The 16,383-nt window shown below is 31.0% G+C and carries 16 protein-coding genes; 11 read left to right on the forward strand and 5 right to left on the reverse strand.

Translation table 11 applies throughout. The annotated features are described in order from the left end of the window. Positions 1 to 4: 4 nt before the first annotated feature. From AC5M21_RS05620 to asnA, 4 genes are all read right to left on the reverse strand, one after another. Complete coding sequence (locus AC5M21_RS05620) at positions 5 to 931, reverse strand: hypothetical protein (protein ID WP_008787174.1); 927 nt, start codon at positions 929 to 931, stop codon at positions 5 to 7. After that, positions 924 to 1,745: an aminoglycoside 6-adenylyltransferase gene (locus tag AC5M21_RS05625; RefSeq protein WP_008787175.1), complete on the reverse strand. Its 822-nt coding sequence runs from the start codon at positions 1,743 to 1,745 to the stop codon at positions 924 to 926. Before AC5M21_RS05625 ends, AC5M21_RS05620 begins: the two co-directional genes overlap by 8 nt. A 154-nt stretch (positions 1,746 to 1,899) precedes the next feature. Next, complete coding sequence (locus tag AC5M21_RS05630) at positions 1,900 to 2,520, reverse strand: Crp/Fnr family transcriptional regulator (protein WP_017143953.1); 621 nt, start codon at positions 2,518 to 2,520, stop codon at positions 1,900 to 1,902. A gap of 161 nt (positions 2,521 to 2,681) precedes the next feature. Beyond that, on the reverse strand, positions 2,682 to 3,698 hold the full coding sequence (asnA, locus tag AC5M21_RS05635; RefSeq protein WP_008787177.1) for an aspartate--ammonia ligase: 1,017 nt from the start codon (positions 3,696 to 3,698) through the stop codon (positions 2,682 to 2,684). Between the two features lie 134 nt (positions 3,699 to 3,832). Here asnA and AC5M21_RS05640 point away from each other — a divergent pair, with 134 nt between their 5' ends. The 4 genes from AC5M21_RS05640 (at position 3,833) to AC5M21_RS05655 (ending at position 7,005) form a co-directional block, all read left to right on the forward strand. Continuing rightward, positions 3,833 to 4,150 (forward strand): hypothetical protein, encoded by a 318-nt coding sequence (locus AC5M21_RS05640; protein WP_008787178.1) that lies wholly within the window; start codon positions 3,833 to 3,835, stop codon positions 4,148 to 4,150. A 164-nt stretch (positions 4,151 to 4,314) separates the two neighbouring features. Beyond that, positions 4,315 to 5,799 (forward strand): threonine synthase, encoded by a 1,485-nt coding sequence (gene thrC / locus AC5M21_RS05645; RefSeq protein ID WP_008787179.1) that lies wholly within the window; start codon positions 4,315 to 4,317, stop codon positions 5,797 to 5,799. A gap of 2 nt (positions 5,800 to 5,801) precedes the next feature. After that, positions 5,802 to 6,692, forward strand: a complete 891-nt coding sequence (thrB, locus tag AC5M21_RS05650) for a homoserine kinase (protein WP_008787180.1) — start codon at positions 5,802 to 5,804, stop codon at positions 6,690 to 6,692. A gap of 181 nt (positions 6,693 to 6,873) precedes the next feature. Next, the gene (locus tag AC5M21_RS05655) at positions 6,874 to 7,005 is read left to right on the forward strand and encodes a hypothetical protein (RefSeq protein ID WP_017143952.1); all 132 of its coding nucleotides are present in this window, start codon (positions 6,874 to 6,876) and stop codon (positions 7,003 to 7,005) included. Between the two features lie 665 nt (positions 7,006 to 7,670). Here the strand turns inward: AC5M21_RS05655 and AC5M21_RS05660 are convergent. Continuing rightward, positions 7,671 to 9,602 carry a BglG family transcription antiterminator gene (locus AC5M21_RS05660; protein ID WP_008787181.1) on the reverse strand — a complete coding sequence of 644 codons (1,932 nt, stop codon included), beginning with the start codon at positions 9,600 to 9,602 and terminating at the stop codon, positions 7,671 to 7,673. Positions 9,603 to 9,820: 218 nt separating this feature from the next. Here AC5M21_RS05660 and AC5M21_RS05665 point away from each other — a divergent pair, with 218 nt between their 5' ends. From AC5M21_RS05665 to AC5M21_RS05695, 7 genes are all read left to right on the forward strand, one after another. Next, positions 9,821 to 10,267 carry a PTS sugar transporter subunit IIA gene (locus AC5M21_RS05665; RefSeq protein WP_008787183.1) on the forward strand — a complete coding sequence of 149 codons (447 nt, stop codon included), beginning with the start codon at positions 9,821 to 9,823 and terminating at the stop codon, positions 10,265 to 10,267. Between the two features lie 2 nt (positions 10,268 to 10,269). Next, the gene (locus tag AC5M21_RS05670; protein WP_008787184.1) at positions 10,270 to 10,587 is read left to right on the forward strand and encodes a PTS fructose transporter subunit IIB; all 318 of its coding nucleotides are present in this window, start codon (positions 10,270 to 10,272) and stop codon (positions 10,585 to 10,587) included. Between the two features lie 96 nt (positions 10,588 to 10,683). Further along, the gene (locus AC5M21_RS05675; RefSeq protein WP_008787185.1) at positions 10,684 to 11,784 is read left to right on the forward strand and encodes a PTS fructose transporter subunit IIC; all 1,101 of its coding nucleotides are present in this window, start codon (positions 10,684 to 10,686) and stop codon (positions 11,782 to 11,784) included. 49 nt (positions 11,785 to 11,833) lie between these two features. Next, on the forward strand, positions 11,834 to 14,557 hold the full coding sequence (gene mngB, locus AC5M21_RS05680) for a mannosylglycerate hydrolase (protein WP_008787186.1): 2,724 nt from the start codon (positions 11,834 to 11,836) through the stop codon (positions 14,555 to 14,557). A 106-nt stretch (positions 14,558 to 14,663) separates the two neighbouring features. Next, positions 14,664 to 15,422 (forward strand): histidinol-phosphatase, encoded by a 759-nt coding sequence (locus AC5M21_RS05685; RefSeq protein WP_008787187.1) that lies wholly within the window; start codon positions 14,664 to 14,666, stop codon positions 15,420 to 15,422. Between the two features lie 57 nt (positions 15,423 to 15,479). Beyond that, positions 15,480 to 15,845: an ACT domain-containing protein gene (locus AC5M21_RS05690; protein ID WP_008787188.1), complete on the forward strand. Its 366-nt coding sequence runs from the start codon at positions 15,480 to 15,482 to the stop codon at positions 15,843 to 15,845. Positions 15,846 to 16,135: 290 nt separating this feature from the next. Beyond that, positions 16,136 to 16,381, forward strand: a complete 246-nt coding sequence (locus tag AC5M21_RS05695; RefSeq protein ID WP_008787189.1) for a hypothetical protein — start codon at positions 16,136 to 16,138, stop codon at positions 16,379 to 16,381. Positions 16,382 to 16,383 lie beyond the last annotated feature (2 nt).

Below are 16,383 nucleotides of genomic sequence, written 5' to 3' on the forward strand. Positions count from 1 at the left end.
CTTTTTATGAAACAGCTACAAGAAATCTTTCTAAGCCAATACCACTTATCAAACAGCGTTCTTTTTTATTTCCAAGCATTTGATAAGTCCAGTCAACAAATCCACCGTCAGCCACTTCAACGGTTTCATTTCCTTGTTTGACTGATAATTTGAAATTGATACCTTTATAATAATTATTATCAACATCTTCATTATCAATTGATAACTCTATATTAGGAAAAATAAGTTTGATAGTTTCAACCATTCTGTCGAAAAATCTGTCATTATCTTTGTATCCGTTTCTTTTGCGTAGAGTAATAGATAAATGAACATTTTCTATTTCACTTAATATATCTTTATAATAGTTTAAGTGCTTTTCTAACAACATTTTTTCACAAGTGTAAGACCCTGTATCTATACCAGATGAAACCATACAATATAAGCCAAAATGTGAATATAAACCTTTACCCTCAAAATTTTGTGCTCTTATTACCCTAGCAGTAGTAGCCATGTGGATAGGTATTGTATTATTTTCTTCTTTTCTTTTTAACTTATCAGCAATAATTATTGCTAACATATTTGAGGGGTCTGAAAGTGTTTCTGTCCCTCGTAGAGCACTTACTACGTTATATTGATCTACAGAGCCAAAAACGCTACAGCTACCTAATGGAGCAGAGGGAGAAAGCATAATCGTCTTGATATCCATATTGCGTGCTTTTCTCAATAATTTTGATTCCAAAGTATGAATTTCTTCTGGATCCATACTGCTAGGGAAAGTAAATCTATTTAGTTGGTATGACTTTAGAATATCAGTTGCAGTTAAAGTATTTGCTTGTCTATCAAACACTTCTAAGAGAAGTGAGTTCAAATCTGATTTTGATAGAGCTGATAACTTATCAACTATATTCTTATCCCCAATTTTATTTGTAATTCTACTTAAAATATCACTCATAGTTATCCTCCATACTGTTACTTTCAAAATAATTTTTGAGTAAATCTTGAAAATACTGTAATGCAACTCTTTCAGCTTCAACCTTTTTGACAATAGGACTTTGTGATAATTCTTCTCTTAACTCAAGATACAGATTGATAGTAGCCTGCAATGCATTAACGCAGCTTTCATATTCATGAGTAGCAACCGTCCTTTCTAATGCTTCAATATATTGGGGTGCGTCTAATTCAATTTTTCTAACTCCACGAGGTAATTTACCTAAGAGAAGCTGTATTAATGGGGCAAGTACTGATTGTCTTAAAAAAGATAAAAAATCAATTGTTTCAAATAGTTCTCTACGTCCAATCTTCGTACAAGCGTAATGAACCCAAATCCAAAATCTATCTTCAATCCACTGTAAGTCTGGAGTTGGGAAGTGTGCTTCTTTTTTAGAATAAATTTTTGTTATGCAGTTGTTTTCTTCATAGAGAATAGCTGAATCTTCAACCCTATCTAGTAAACCATCTAAGGTTGTAAACTTAAAATCAACATGAAGAATAGGGGAATCATAGAGGGAAATTATCAATCGAGGTTCTCCAACATGTTCGCCAGTAAAAGCAGAAACTAATGTTCCAAACTGTTCGACAATAAGTAATCTCTCTTCGATAACTTCTTCATAGGATTTATCATCTACTACAATTAGAAAATCCAAATCAGAATACTCATCTAGCGATTTTGTGATATAAGAACCACTAATTGCAAGTCCTATTATTCTACTATCTCTTTTTGAAAATTCTAATACCTTTTGTATCATTTCCTGTTGTGTTTTAGTCATAATATAACACCTCTCACTTTCTTTTATTAACTATCAATCCAACATAATTATGCATAGGAATATTATATAATGAAGAAATAAAAAAAATAGGTCACTTGACCCGAAATAAAAAAATATTGAATAATTATTATCCAATACTTTTTTGAAATTATACTTATGTTGTAGGAAGATTCTTTAATACCTCTTGCTGATTAATTACACTAAATCTTTTGTTTTCATAAGCAATGAGATGTTCTTGTACACATTCATTTATAGCACGATTAATGCTTCTAATTGGAGCGTTTACTTCGCTAGCAAGCTGTTTTTTGGTAAGCAGATTTAATTCACTTCTATAATAGTGTAAAGATATACACCTCAGAAGTCGTTCTTTCACACTTAAAGATGATAATTCTTCAATTAATTCAGCATTTAAAACTAATTTACTAGATATTTCTCGAATCAGAAATTTTGTAGCTTCAAAATCTCCCCTTAACCAGTTTAAAAAATCATCTCTATGAAGTTTATATACATTACAATCTGTGAAAGCGACAATTTCAACGGGTTTTTTCCCATCATTAAATTGTTCCATTTCTCCAAAAAAACTACCACTTCTATAAAGATGAATAGTTGAGATGTTTCCTTTCACATTTAAGATGAATGCTTCTGCAATACCGTCAATCATAAGAATTACATATTCATTTTCTTGCTCAGCAAAAAGAATAGTCTCTTTCTTTTTATACGTTTTTTTAATAAGCTTCTTTTTAATATCTTCATTCATAAAATCAATTAAATGCATATTCATCTCTGGTATATTATAAATGACTCATTTCATTAGTCACTTATAGTACACCTTCTCCTTTCTACTGACCTAGTTATCTGTGGGTGATTACAGTTTAGTTTTACTATAATATGAATGTATGTAAATTGTGTGAAAAAACGATATTCTTAGGAATATCGTTATAATAAATGGATATCATGATCAGCGCATTGTTTCATTGTATCTTCGTCCCATAAAGAAGCTTGAACTTCGCCAATATGAGCCTTTCTTAAAAAGAACATACATAAACGACTTTGACCAATCCCACCACCAATACTGAGTGGTAAAACATGATTGATAATATTTTGATGGTAAGGTAATTCTAAACGATCATTTGCATGAGCTTTTGTTAATTGCTCTTTTAATGCTTTATCATCAACACGAATACCCATACTTGAGATTTCTAATGCATCATCTAACTGTGTATTGTAGACAAGAATATCTCCATTTAATGACCAGTCATCATAATCAGGTGCACGTCCATCATGTTTATGACCAGATTTAAGGATATCACCAATTTGAAGTATACAAACAGCTTTATGTTCTTTCGTAATCATTCTTTCTCTTTGCTTAGGCGTTAAATCTGGATATTTATCTTCTAATTCCTGAGAAGTTATAAAGAAGATTTCATCAGGCAAAATAGATTCTCCTAATTGTGGATAGTGTCTAATCATTAAGAATTCTACATCTAATAAAGCATTGTAAATCTTTGATACAATTGCTTTAAAATAATCTAAAGTTCTATCAACTTCAGAAATGACATATTCCCAATCCCATTGATCTACATACATAGAATGAATGTTATCTAATTCTTCATCTTTTCTAATTGCATTCATATCAGTATATAAACCAGTATGTTTTTCAAAACCATAACGGTGTAACGCATCTCTTTTCCATTTTGCTAATGAATGAATAATTTCTATCTCATCATCATGATTTAATTCAAATGATGTAAAAGATACAGGTTTCTCTATCCCATTTAAATTATCATTTAAACCTGTATTTTTTAATAAAAATAATGGTGCTGATACACGTGTTAAACGTAATTGTTCTGCAAGTCTTCTCTCAAAAGTATCCTTAATCATTTTAATAGCAACTTCTGTTTCGATTAAGTTCAAATGAGGTTTATAGTCTTCTGGTATAATCATCTTGCTCATAGAATTCTCCCCCTTAGATATTTTTACCTATTATAGTCTATTCAGGAGCGTTAGTCAAAATAATCATGAATGATAAGAATATTTTTGAATGGAAATGAATTCATGCTATAATTTCAATGGAAGGGATGATGAACATGGACCGATTGAAAATCATAGTTTCTGCAGCATTATATTTAGGTGATATTGCATTTATATATGGTATTTATATACTTTGCGCACATAAAATACCTTATGCAAAGAAAATAAGTATTGATGAAGCAAATATTAAGGACTTTTGTTTAAGAGAAGGACTTATATTTATGGGGTGGGGATGTCTTTCATTACTTATGACTATTTATATAGCACTCACGAATCATGTTCCTGAAAATTATTTAATTGTTTTGAGTTTTTTAGGTATGTTTATTTTATTGCTTTTGAGAATTAAAAACAATAAACATTATATGAAAGATTGATATGTTAAAACGTATAAACTATATAGGAATATACATTCTTTGATAGGAATCAAATTGGTATAATTCATAAATAATAAAGATATAATGTAGATTTTTTCTAATAATATTGACTTACAAAATAAAATTGTATACAATTAGACAAATAATTGATTGGGGGAGTTAAAATGAAAGAGAAAATGTATTTAAGTACAAGAGGAGATCAAAAGCCATTAAATTTTTATGAAGCTATTTTACAAGGAATTGGAAGTGATGGGGGACTGCTTGTTCCTGAATTTGACGTAGATCAAAAAGATTTAAAAGCATTGCTTCATATGAACTATGTAGATATGGCAACTGAGATTATTTCAACTTTTACACCAGATGATGTGAAGGAAGATATTCGTAAACTTTGTCAGAAGGCTTATGGTGATGGATTGTTTCCAAAAGATGTTGTTCCTGTTGAAAAAGCAGGCGATGTTTATGTTGCTGAATTATTCCAAGGCCCAACAGCGGCATTTAAAGATATGGCATTGTCATTATTGCCACATTTTATGACTTTCTCTTTAAAACAAAAAGGTGAAAATAGGGAAGTGATGATTTTAGCAGCAACTTCTGGTGATACTGGGAAGGCTGCTTTAGAAGGGTTTAAGGATGTGAAAGGAACTTGTATCAAAGTTTTTTATCCAATTGATGGTGTTTCACCTATCCAAAAACAACAAATGATTACACAAACTGGAGATAATGTCGATGTTATTGGAATTAGAGGGAATTTTGATGATGCCCAAACTGCCGTTAAAAAAGCTTTTAACTCTCAAGAATTAAAAGACTTATGTCATCAGCATAATGTTTTCCTTTCATCTGCAAACTCAATTAATATTGGAAGATTAATTCCACAAATTGTTTATTATTTCTATTCATATTTAACTTTAGTTAATCAAAAAGAAATTAAATTAGGAGATGAAATTAATTTTACGATTCCTAGTGGTAACTTTGGTAATTGTTTAGCAGGTTATATTGCTAAAAATATGGGATTGCCAATTCAAAAATTTATTATTGCTTCTAATAAAAATAATATTCTAACTGATTTCTTTCAAACTGGACAATATGATGCCAATAGAGAATTCTATAAAACAAATGCCCCTGCTATGGATATCTTAGTTTCAAGCAATCTAGAAAGATTGGTTTACTTTTTATGTCAAGATGCATCTAAGGTAAATTCATATATGCAACAATTAAATGAAACAGGTGTTTATAAAGTGGATAATGATATCTTTGCAAAGGTTCAAGAAAACTTTGCTGCTGGTTGGTTAAATGAAACTAATGTATTAGATACGATTGGAAGTTGTTATAAAGAGACAGGTTATTTATTAGATACACATACAGCAGTGGGTTATGGTGTATATAAAGAATATCAAAAACAAACAAATGATCAAACAAAAACAATTCTCTTATCTACAGCTTCACCATATAAGTTCCCTAGTTCTGTATACCAGGCGGTTACAGGAGGAATCTTGGATGAATATGAAGCTATTGATGCATTAAATGAAAAAACAAAAGTTGCTATTCCTACACCTTTACAAGGTATTAAAGATAGAGAAGTACTACACAAAAAGGTTATTGATAAAGAAACAATCATTGACTTTATTGGTGATCAAATTAAGGAGTTATAATTATGAAAGTGAAAGTCAAAGTTCCTGCGACAAGTGCAAACTTAGGTCCTGGATTTGATGTGGCAGGACTCGCAGTCACATTATATAATACATTTACTTTTGAACTTTTAGATGATGGTTTAGAAATTACAGGTTGCCCTGAACAATTCTGCAATGCTGAGAATATGACATATCAAGCATTTGTAGAGGGAGCCAAAACTTGTGGTTTGTTGTTTAAGGGTTTGCGTATTGAATGTAGTGGTGATGTTCCTTATACAAGAGGTTTAGGTAGTTCTTCAACATGCATTGTTGCTGGTATTGTTGGAGCCTATGCTTTTGTTGATCGCTATGATGAACGTCAGGAAATTCTTGAATTGGCAACCAAAATTGAAGGTCATCCAGACAATGTGGCACCAGCCATCTTTGGCGGTTTAACTGTATCAGTGATGAGCGATGGTGTGACAACACTCAATATTCCCGTAAAACATGATTATCGTTTTGTTGCCATGATTCCACCATTTACTTTATCAACAGAAAAATCTCGTTCAGTTTTACCTCAAGTTTTATCAAGATCTGATGCGATTGCAAATGTTTCCCATTTGGCATTAATGGTTGCTTCGTTAATCAATGGATATGATGATGGATTAAAATTGGGATTTAAAGATCGTCTTCATCAACCTTACCGTGGTCCTTTAATTGAAGGATTTGATGAAATTATGACAATTTTAGAAAATGATGAGAGAGTCCTAGGTGCTTATTTATCTGGTGCAGGACCAACAATTATGGCTGTTATTGATGCAACCGATACAAAGGGTGTAGTTAGAATCAAGGAAGAACTTGGTGATTTGTTAAAAGACTGGCAAGTTGAAAAACTTGAATTAGATATGCGTGGATATACATGTGATTATGAATAGGGAGAAATCCCTGTTTTCTTTTTGCAAATTTTTATATCGATAAAGTTTGCTCTATGCTATAATGAGGACATGGAATAATCAAACGGTTGGTAGTTATGCCCTGGTCGATGGATCGAGGGTCGTTCACCTTGTTAACATAGATATCTTCTGTAGAAGAAATGTGAGAATGGAGGTGATGCACATGAATGAATATCAGATTTTAATGGTTATGATATCCCTTCTGGGATTGTTTGTACCAATGGTAGGAATGATTGTGAAATTGCTTCTTGTCATTATTGAAAAGAACGCAAAAAATAACTACCCCGACTCGTAGGAAAAGTATGGGTAGTTAAAACTCAGAAATCCAGGGCATAACCGCTAATCGATTATTCCTTTCATCTTTATTATAACTATTTTTCAAGAAAAGTAAACAACAATTATAACTAAAAGCAAATATTTGTTGATAATAAATTTAAAAATATTAGAAGGCACTTAATGATTTATGAAAAGATTGATGAGTTCAAAAACTTGAATAAGATATACATGTAATTCGGAATAAGAAAAAAATATATATTTTCTTTTTGCAAATTTATATAGTGATAAAATTTGCTCTGTGCTATAATCTACACATGGAATAATCAAACGGTTGGTAGTTATGCCTTGGTCGATGGATTGAGGGTCGTTCACCTTGTTAACATAGATATCTTCTGTAGAAGAAATATGAGAATGGAGGTGATGCACATGAATGAATATCAGATGTTAATGGTCATGATATCTCTTTTGGGATTGTTTGTACCAATGATAGGAATGATTGTGAAATTGCTTCTTGTCATTATTGAAAAGAACGCAAAAAAATAACTACCCCAGCTCCTAGGAAAAGTTTGGGTAGTTAATATAACACCAAATCCAGGGCATAACCGCTAATCGATTATTCCTTTCATCTTTATTATAGCTGCTTTTCAAGAAAAGTAAACAACAATTATAACTAAAAGCAAATATTTATTGGAAATACTGATATAAATTCTTCATGAAATCATCAAATGAGTATGAATGTATAATGCTCTGTTGTAATTTCGTATTATTAACAATTTCAATAAATAAATCATATAAATGTTCAATATCTAATTGGTCACCTTGTTTAATAGCAAGCAAGAAAACAATTTGAACTGAATCTTTTTTATTCCAAAGAAGTGGTTTATCCATAATTGCAACAACGACTTTAGTTTCTGTTGACCAGTTTTCAATTGGGTGTGGAATTGCAAATGTTTCATTCATATTGGTATTCGCAAGACTTTCTCTTTTCATGACACCCTCATAAAAATCTTTATCAACGAATTGTTTATTCATTAATAATTGACACATCTGTTGTAGTAAGGATTCTTTATTGTTAATATGATCCAATCTTAAAAATAAATCATTTTCAAAGAATTTCTCTGTCTTTTGCATCTTATCAGAAGAAATATGAGAGATAAATTTTGTAATAGCTTCTATATCTTGATTATTTAAGGAAAAATCAACAGTAATGGTTGGAATAATATCACTTTTTAATGGAATTGTAGAAATTGCGAAGTCAACATATTTTAAGTGAGCGGGAGTATAAGAAGTAAATTCATTATATGAAACCTTATTGACAATTTTAATTTTATCTTGAAAGAAGCCATTTAATCTTGCTTCTAACATTCGCGTTGTTGCTTGGCCAGAACCACAAATTAAAATTGCATTTTTCCTTTGTATCATTCCAGAGAAACATCTTTCAATAGCTGCACCAATATGCAAAGAAACATAGCCTATTTCATCTTCAGTAAGAATATAGGGTTCTTGATTAAAGATTTGTGAAGCAGAGGTATAGGTGATTTCATAGGCTAAGGGGAAGTTTGTTTTAATTGTATTTAACAGAGGATTTCGTTTGTTAATGCTATAAGCTTTGGTTGTGAGAATAGATTTAAAATGATTGAATAAATCTTTGAGTAGAATTTCATCTTTTCTTAAATCAAAATGATAATCACAATAAATCATATCCAATAAATGAATAATTGTCTCTTGGATATATTCATTATTTATATCATGAGAATGAATATGTGTATTAGCAACCAAATGTAAATAAATATATTTTTTCTCTCCCTCACTTATAGTGATATGAAAATGTTCAGATAATTCTAAACACAAATAGTAAATAAAATCATTCATATCTTCAGAAATGATAATAGAATTATCAATATTGATATAGTCATCATTTTGGATACGAGAAATCATTAATGCAAAATGAATAATCAAATTTTTTAAATTAAAATCATCTGTTTTAATCTCATATTTCTTTAAATATTTCATGACAATACCTTTTATATAGTCAAGTTGAATACCATCAAAAAGAGTATATTCCTCTTTTGTAAAACCTGTAATATAGTTTTGGAAATCATGAGATAAGACGTTGTTAATTAAACATTTTCTTTTATTATCTTCATTTCCTATAATCTTAACACCATGATTTGTTTTGGTAATATATTCTAAGGCATATTGAGGTAAGATTGCTTTGATTGTTTTGAGATAATTTTGGAGTGTATTTTTACTAATAAAAACACTATCTGCTAAATCATCAAGAAGGATATAGTCATGACTGTAAAGTAATGTATTTAAAATATATTTCATTCGGTCTTCACTAGAATCAAGTTCTAAAGTCTCTTTTTGTGATTGATTGAGATTATTTAAGAAAGTTTGATAAAGCTGTTGATTATGAATCGCTAAGTAATATCCAGCTTTTCTTTTGAGAAGAATAGAAGCCCCGTAACTTTTTAATATATCATTGATAGCCAATATATCACTTCTAATTGTTCTTTCGGTAATGTGTAGTAATGTTGATAATTTTGTAGCAGAGATATAGTGATGATTAGATATATAATCAAAAATCTCATGAAGCCGTTTATAAGGGAACATCTTCTCACTCCTTAATTATATTGATGATAAATTCATTTTTTATTGTAGACACAATTGTTTTGAAAAGCAATCGAAATAACAAACATCTGATTTCCACTTTTAAATGGAAATGTCTGGAAGATAGTATTTGTCAATTTCCAAATCATGTGGAAATTGGTTTGGTTGTTATGCTTGATGAAAAGGCGTAAACTGAAATTGTCGAAAGGGAGGTGTAATGAATGTTGAATGAAGATTATATTTTCTTAGATGTTGAAGAAAGTACAAAAGAAAATGTTCTTCGCTTTATCTGTGAAAAAGCTAAGCAATTTCATATTACAGATCAAGAAGAAGATTTATATATTGATTTTATGAATCGTGAGGCAGAATTTCCAACTGGGTTGCAGGACGGTTTTGCAATTCCACATGCTAGAACAGAGCGTGTCAAGAAAATTGCAATTATGTATTTAAGAACAAAGCAAGGAATTGAATGGGGAACGTTAGATGACAAAAAAGTCAATTATATGTTTGCATTATTGGTTCCAGCAAATTATGAAGGAAATATTCATTTACAAATGATTTCAACGTTAGCTACTTGTCTATTAGAAGATGATTTTAAAGAGAAAGTCAAATCATCATGTGATAGGGCAGAGTTAAAAAAATATATACAAGAGAAAATGGAGGGATAGTCATGAAAATTGTTGGTATTTCTGCTTGTCCAGCAGGCTTAGCTCATACACCAATGGCAGCAAAAGCTTTAGAAAAAGCTGGGGCAAGTCTTGGGTATGATATTAAGATGGAACAACAGGGAAGCATGGGGCAAGTCAACACAATTACAGAGGAGGAAGCCAAAGCTGCTGATTTTGTAATTATAGCATCAGATCAAAAAATATCGGGTATGGAAAGATTTGATGGAAAGCCAGTGATTCGTGTTGATATTACAACTTGTATCAAGGCTCCAGAAGCAGTGATTAAAAAGTGTGTAAAAGCTGTTGAAAGCAAAAAATAAGCAATCTAACTGTACGGAGTTAAATTGCTTAGACACATAATGAGAAATGTGCACTCTCATTATAACACAAATCAAATAAAGAGAGGATAGGAAAAGATGAAAAAGTTTTTTAAAGAAGCAAAAGGTCATTTGATGACTGGTATTGGTTATATGCTTCCATTAATTATTGGAGCATCATTAGTTGTTGCGATTCCAAAATTAATTGGTGTTGCTATGGGGATTAATAGTTTAGATATTTATGCAGAAAAAGAAGGATTCTTACACATTCTTTACTTGTTAGAACAAGTTGGATGGACAGGAATTGGTTTAGTCAATACAGTATTGGGTGGATTTATTGCCTATTCGATTGCTGATAAACCAGCCATTGGGGCAGGTTTAATTGGTGGTGCTTTAGCATCAAATACAAAAGCTGGATTCTTAGGTGCTGTTGTGGCAGCGTTCATTGCTGGATATGTTGTCAAATGGTGTAAAGAACATATTCATTTACCAGATTCTATGCAACAAATGATGCCACTTGTTATTACACCTTTCTTAGCAACAGGAGCAGTTGCGATTATAATGGGAGTTGTTTTGGCACAGCCATTGGCAGCAATTAATGATGGTTTGGTATCTTGGTTAAGAGATTTATGTAATAATGGAACAAGCCAGCTGTTATTATCTATTACATTGGGGGCAATGATTGCATCTGATATGGGTGGACCAATTAATAAATCAGCTTGGATGGCCGGAAATGTTTTAATGACAGAAGGAATCTATCAACCTAATGTTTATATTAACTGTGCAATTTGTATACCACCACTTGCTTATGCTATTGCAACAATTATTAAAAAGCATCGTTTCTCACCTGCTTTCCAAGAAGCAGGAAAAGGGAACTGGGTTATGGGATTCATTGGTATTACTGAAGGGGCTATTCCTTTTACTCTTGTTAAAGCGAGTCGTCTGGTTCCTATTAATATGATTGGTGGTGCGATTGGAGCAGGACTTTGTTGTCTTTTAGGAGCAACTGCAACAATTCCTCCTGTTGGTGGAATGTATGGTTTTGTTTCTGTTGGCAATGGCTGGGCATATTTAATTGGAATCATTGTTGGAGCACTGTTTATTGCAATTGTTGCACCAATGGTTGTTGATTTCAATGAGGATACTCAAATCAGTGAAGAAATTAGTGAAGATGATATTGAAATAGAAATTCAAATATAAAACAAAAATAGGAAGATAAAAATATCTTCCTATCATTTTTGGAGGGTATATGAAAAGAAAAGTACACGTTGTCCCACATACACATTGGGATAGAGAATGGTATTTTACAACATCTCGATCTAAAGTTTATTTAATGAAAGATTTCAAAGATGTTTTAGATACATTAGAAACAAAAAAAGAATTTCGTTATTTTATGCTAGATGCACAAGGCTCTTTATTAGATGACTATATCAAATGGATGCCAGCAGACAAAGAACGTATTAAAAAACTAGTCAAAGAGAAAAGACTCATAATCGGACCTTGGTATACGCAAAGTGATCAGTTGGTTATATCAGGAGAAAGCATTGTTAGAAATATGTATTATGGAATGAAATGCTGTGAAGAGTATGGTGGATATATGAACATTGGTTATGTTCCTGACTCTTTTGGACAATCAGGGAATATGCCACAGATTTATCGTCAATTTGGCATTGAAGATACTCTTTTCTGGCGTGGTGTCAGTGATGATATGGTCAAACATACAGACTATCATTGGCGAGGTGATGATGGAAGTGTTGTTTTTGCAACTCAAATTCCATTTGGCTATTATATTGGCGGAAATATTCCTGAAGATAATGCTCAGAGTGAAGAATTTTGGCAAAAGGAATGTTTTGAAAAAGCCGGAGCACGTTCAGCAACACGTCATATTTATTTTCCAAATGGTTTTGATCAAGCTCCTATTCGTACAAACTTACCAGAAATAATCAAGCAAAGAAATCAAGTCGATACAGAAAATGAATATGTGATAAGCTGTATTGAAGATTATATCAAAGATGTCAAAAGTGAAAAGCCAAATCTTGCAGAAGTGAATGGTGAATTAGTGATTGCGAAACACATGCGTATTCATAAATCAATATTTTCTTCACGTTCGGATTTAAAAGTCATGAATACACAGGTTCAAAATTATGTAACAAATGTTTTAGAACCATTATTAACATTATCACACCATTTAGGAAATGATTATCCTCATGGCGCATTAGAGGAGTTATGGAAACTTTTATTTGAGAATGCTGCTCATGATTCAATTGGTTCATGTATTAGCGATACAGCCAATGAAGATGTTTATATGAGATATAAACAAGCTCGTGATATTGCAGTGAATTTGGTGGAATTACATTGCCGTCTTATTTCTACACATATTCAACAAACTGGAAATCATATGACATTGACTTTAATGAATACACTACCACAACAAAGAAGTGATATTGTGATTGTGAAGACATATGTACCAGGAAATCATTTTGCGATTATTGATGAGTTTGGAAATGATGTTTATTATACAATGATTGAAAAAAGAGATCTTACTGAGTATGTTTTAAGTCAAACAATACGATTAAATCCAAGTTATGAATTTGAAGTTCCTCAAGTTGTTTATGAAGCAACAATTGCGATTGAAGTGAAAGATATACCAGCATTAGGTTATGTTCAATATAGAGTTGACACATCTCACTCTTCAGATATGACAAAAGAACAAAAAGATTGTTTAGGAAATGAATATTATCATATTCAAGTTGAAGATGATGGCTCTCTTACAATCTATGATAAGAAAAACCAATTGACTTATGAAAATCAGGCTATCCTTGTTGAAAATGGCGATGATGGTGATAGTTTTAATTACTCTCCACCACGTCATGATTTAAAAGTTTATTCAACTCAATCAAAATCAACATATGAAATCACTGGTTCATCATTATATCAAGAAGCGACTATTCATTTTGATATGATTGTGCCAGCTCATTTAGAAGAAAGAGCAAATCAGCAAGTGAGCACTCATATGCCTGTCAATATGAAAGTCAGGTTAAAGAAAGGTTCTCCGATTATTGATTTTACAGTTCATGTTGATAATCATGGCTTATCACATCGTTTATGTGTTCTTTTTGATGCACATATAGCAACTCAATTTAACTATGCTGATCAACAATTTGGGTCAATTCGTCGTCCCAATATTTATCAAAAAGAAATGGAACTTTATTTAGAAGGTTTAGGTCAACAAAAAGAAGTCCAAACAAAAGGTGTCATTGAACTTGCCAATTGGGCAAATGATCAATCATCTTGGCAGGAGCCACCAATTTCGATTGAGCCAACACAAAGTTATGTCACATTAACAGATGGTAAAAAGGGAATGGCTGTTCTCCCTCAAGGTGTAAGGGAATATGAAATTATTGGTGAACATGGAAATCAAATTTGTTTAACATTGTTTAGAACTTATGGATTTATGGGAAAAGAAAACTTGGTTTATCGTCCTGGTCGTGCATCAGGTGAAAGAATTATTGAAACACCAGATGCTCAACTTTTAAAAGAAATGGATTTTGATTTTGGAATGATGACATATTGTGGTGATATCAATCACTCTCAAGTTGATTTATTCGCAAAGCAATATAATACAAATATAGAGGTTTATGGTTATGCACCTTTTCTAAATGGACGTCTTATTTTCTCCCAAGAAGAAGTGAAAGGGCAGTTACCAAAACATTATTCAATGTTTGAAACCAATCAACAATTGGTAGTCAGTACCATTAAAAAGGCTGAAGATCAAGAAGGATATATTATACGTCTTTATAATGGAAAATATCATCAAAGTGTACAAGAAACATTAACTTTCCATTTTGATATCCAAGAAGCTTACTATACTGATTTAAAAGAACAAAAAAATGAAGAGATTCAAATTAAAAATAACACATTAACTTTAAAGCCATTAAATCATTGTCAGTTTATAACAATTTATGTGAGATAAAATGAGGGAAGAATATTTTCTTCCTTTTTCTTGTTTCATAATATAAAAATATTGTGTAAAACTATAAAATAGGTATAGAATATCAATAGAGATATGGAGGGATATTATGAAGAATTATCACACACATACAAAACGATGCTATCATGCGATAGATAATGAAGAAGAATATGTCAAAGCAGCTATACAATCAGGTTATACAGAATTAGGGTTTAGTGATCATACACCTTGGCATTATGAGACTTCCTATCATTCAACAATGCGTATGGAAGAAGATAAATTAGTGGGATATGTTCAAACATTATTGAATCTTAGAGAAAAATATCAAGATCAAATTTCTATAAAAATAGGATTAGAGTGTGAATACTTTCCAAAATATATGAATTGGTTAAAACAAATTCTTAAGGACTATCCAATTGATTATATTATTTTAGGAAATCATTTTGATGAAACAGATGAAACAGGTATTTATTTTGGTAGGCCTTTAAATAAACAACAATTAACAAAATATGTTGAGAGTTGTATTGCTGGAATAAAAACAGGTTTGTACAGTTATGTGGCTCATCCTGACCTGGCTTTTTATGATACAGATGATCCTTTCTATACACAAGAAATGACAAGATTATGCCAAGCTGCTAAAGAATATCAAATGCCTTTAGAATTTAATTTATTAGGATATGCAACGCATCGTCAATATCCAAATGAAACATTTTTTAACATTGCAAAAAAGGTAGGAAACAAGGTTATTATTGGAACGGATGCACATGAAAGTTCAGCACTATTGGATATGAATACATATCAATTAGGAAAACAGTGGTTAGAACGATTAGGTTTAGAATTAACTGAGGATATCAAATTTCTTATTTAACTATAAATGATTAAAGAAAGATTATATAGAGAATAAATATTTAGGATGGAGGAACTTATGAAAATTGAAGTTATTAAAGAAGAATTTTCAGTATGTAAAGTTAATGATTATCAGGGTATTAATTTAACAGATAAATATTGTTTTATTGGAAAGACTGATGAAGAATGCTCTCTTGTTTGTATGACAGAGAATGTGCCATCTTTCACGATAGAAAGAGAGGATGGATGGAAAGCTTTGAGACTACAAGGAATATTAGATTTTTCTTTAGTAGGAGTTCTTGCAAAAATAGCGACTATATTAGCTGAACATAATATTAGTATTTTTGCAGTATCAACTTATAATACAGATTATGTGTTTATGAAGACAAGTCAATTTGAGAAAGCATTAACTTTACTTAAGGAAAATGATTATATAGTTGAATAACTATTATTTTAATGTTTATTGGAAGTATAAAAGTGTTGAGTTCATGAAGAATTAAGATAAGTCAGTTTTATTTGTGTATATGATTTTCATAACTAATTGAAATATAATAAATATTAAACATGATGAAATGGTAGTGAGCGATGGCATTTATTGATGACAGTGAAAAGATTCTTTTTTGTTGTAAGAATGTTGACTGTCTAAAGTCATCGTTTTTAATATTTAAAAATTTTTTATAAATTTACAAAAAAGACATATAATCATGGTATAATAATAAACAAGGAGTGATAATCATGGAACATGTAACAGATATTAATAAAAAAGAATACATAGATGATTGTAAAGAAATAGTAAAAACAACAATTGCTTTAGAAAATATAGTTTTATCAGATCACGAATTAACAACTTTAACAGAGGAAATCATGGATACATCATTAATGATGGGTGGAGATTATTCAAAAGAGAATATTAGAGCGATTGCAGTTCAATATGTAAGGAATAATTTCCTGCCTCGTTTCCAGTCTGCTCATAGAGAATAGGA

The sequence above is a fragment of the Coprobacillus sp. genome, assembly GCF_984815275.1.

Coding starts and splice junctions, on each gene's coding strand:
- AC5M21_RS05625 (WP_008787175.1), bottom strand. CDS start 1,745: ATGACTAAAACACAACAGGAAATGATACAAAAGGTATTAGAATTTTCA.
- asnA (WP_008787177.1), bottom strand. CDS start 3,698: ATGAGCAAGATGATTATACCAGAAGACTATAAACCTCATTTGAACTTA.
- thrC (WP_008787179.1), top strand. CDS start 4,315: ATGAAAGAGAAAATGTATTTAAGTACAAGAGGAGATCAAAAGCCATTA.
- mngB (WP_008787186.1), top strand. CDS start 11,834: ATGAAAAGAAAAGTACACGTTGTCCCACATACACATTGGGATAGAGAA.
- AC5M21_RS05685 (WP_008787187.1), top strand. CDS start 14,664: ATGAAGAATTATCACACACATACAAAACGATGCTATCATGCGATAGAT.
- AC5M21_RS05660 (WP_008787181.1), bottom strand. CDS start 9,602: ATGTTCCCTTATAAACGGCTTCATGAGATTTTTGATTATATATCTAAT.
- AC5M21_RS05620 (WP_008787174.1), bottom strand. CDS start 931: ATGAGTGATATTTTAAGTAGAATTACAAATAAAATTGGGGATAAGAAT.
- AC5M21_RS05665 (WP_008787183.1), top strand. CDS start 9,821: ATGTTGAATGAAGATTATATTTTCTTAGATGTTGAAGAAAGTACAAAA.
- AC5M21_RS05655 (WP_017143952.1), top strand. CDS start 6,874: ATGAATGAATATCAGATTTTAATGGTTATGATATCCCTTCTGGGATTG.
- AC5M21_RS05695 (WP_008787189.1), top strand. CDS start 16,136: ATGGAACATGTAACAGATATTAATAAAAAAGAATACATAGATGATTGT.
- AC5M21_RS05675 (WP_008787185.1), top strand. CDS start 10,684: ATGAAAAAGTTTTTTAAAGAAGCAAAAGGTCATTTGATGACTGGTATT.
- AC5M21_RS05630 (WP_017143953.1), bottom strand. CDS start 2,520: ATGCATTTAATTGATTTTATGAATGAAGATATTAAAAAGAAGCTTATT.
- AC5M21_RS05640 (WP_008787178.1), top strand. CDS start 3,833: ATGGACCGATTGAAAATCATAGTTTCTGCAGCATTATATTTAGGTGAT.
- AC5M21_RS05690 (WP_008787188.1), top strand. CDS start 15,480: ATGAAAATTGAAGTTATTAAAGAAGAATTTTCAGTATGTAAAGTTAAT.
- thrB (WP_008787180.1), top strand. CDS start 5,802: ATGAAAGTGAAAGTCAAAGTTCCTGCGACAAGTGCAAACTTAGGTCCT.
- AC5M21_RS05670 (WP_008787184.1), top strand. CDS start 10,270: ATGAAAATTGTTGGTATTTCTGCTTGTCCAGCAGGCTTAGCTCATACA.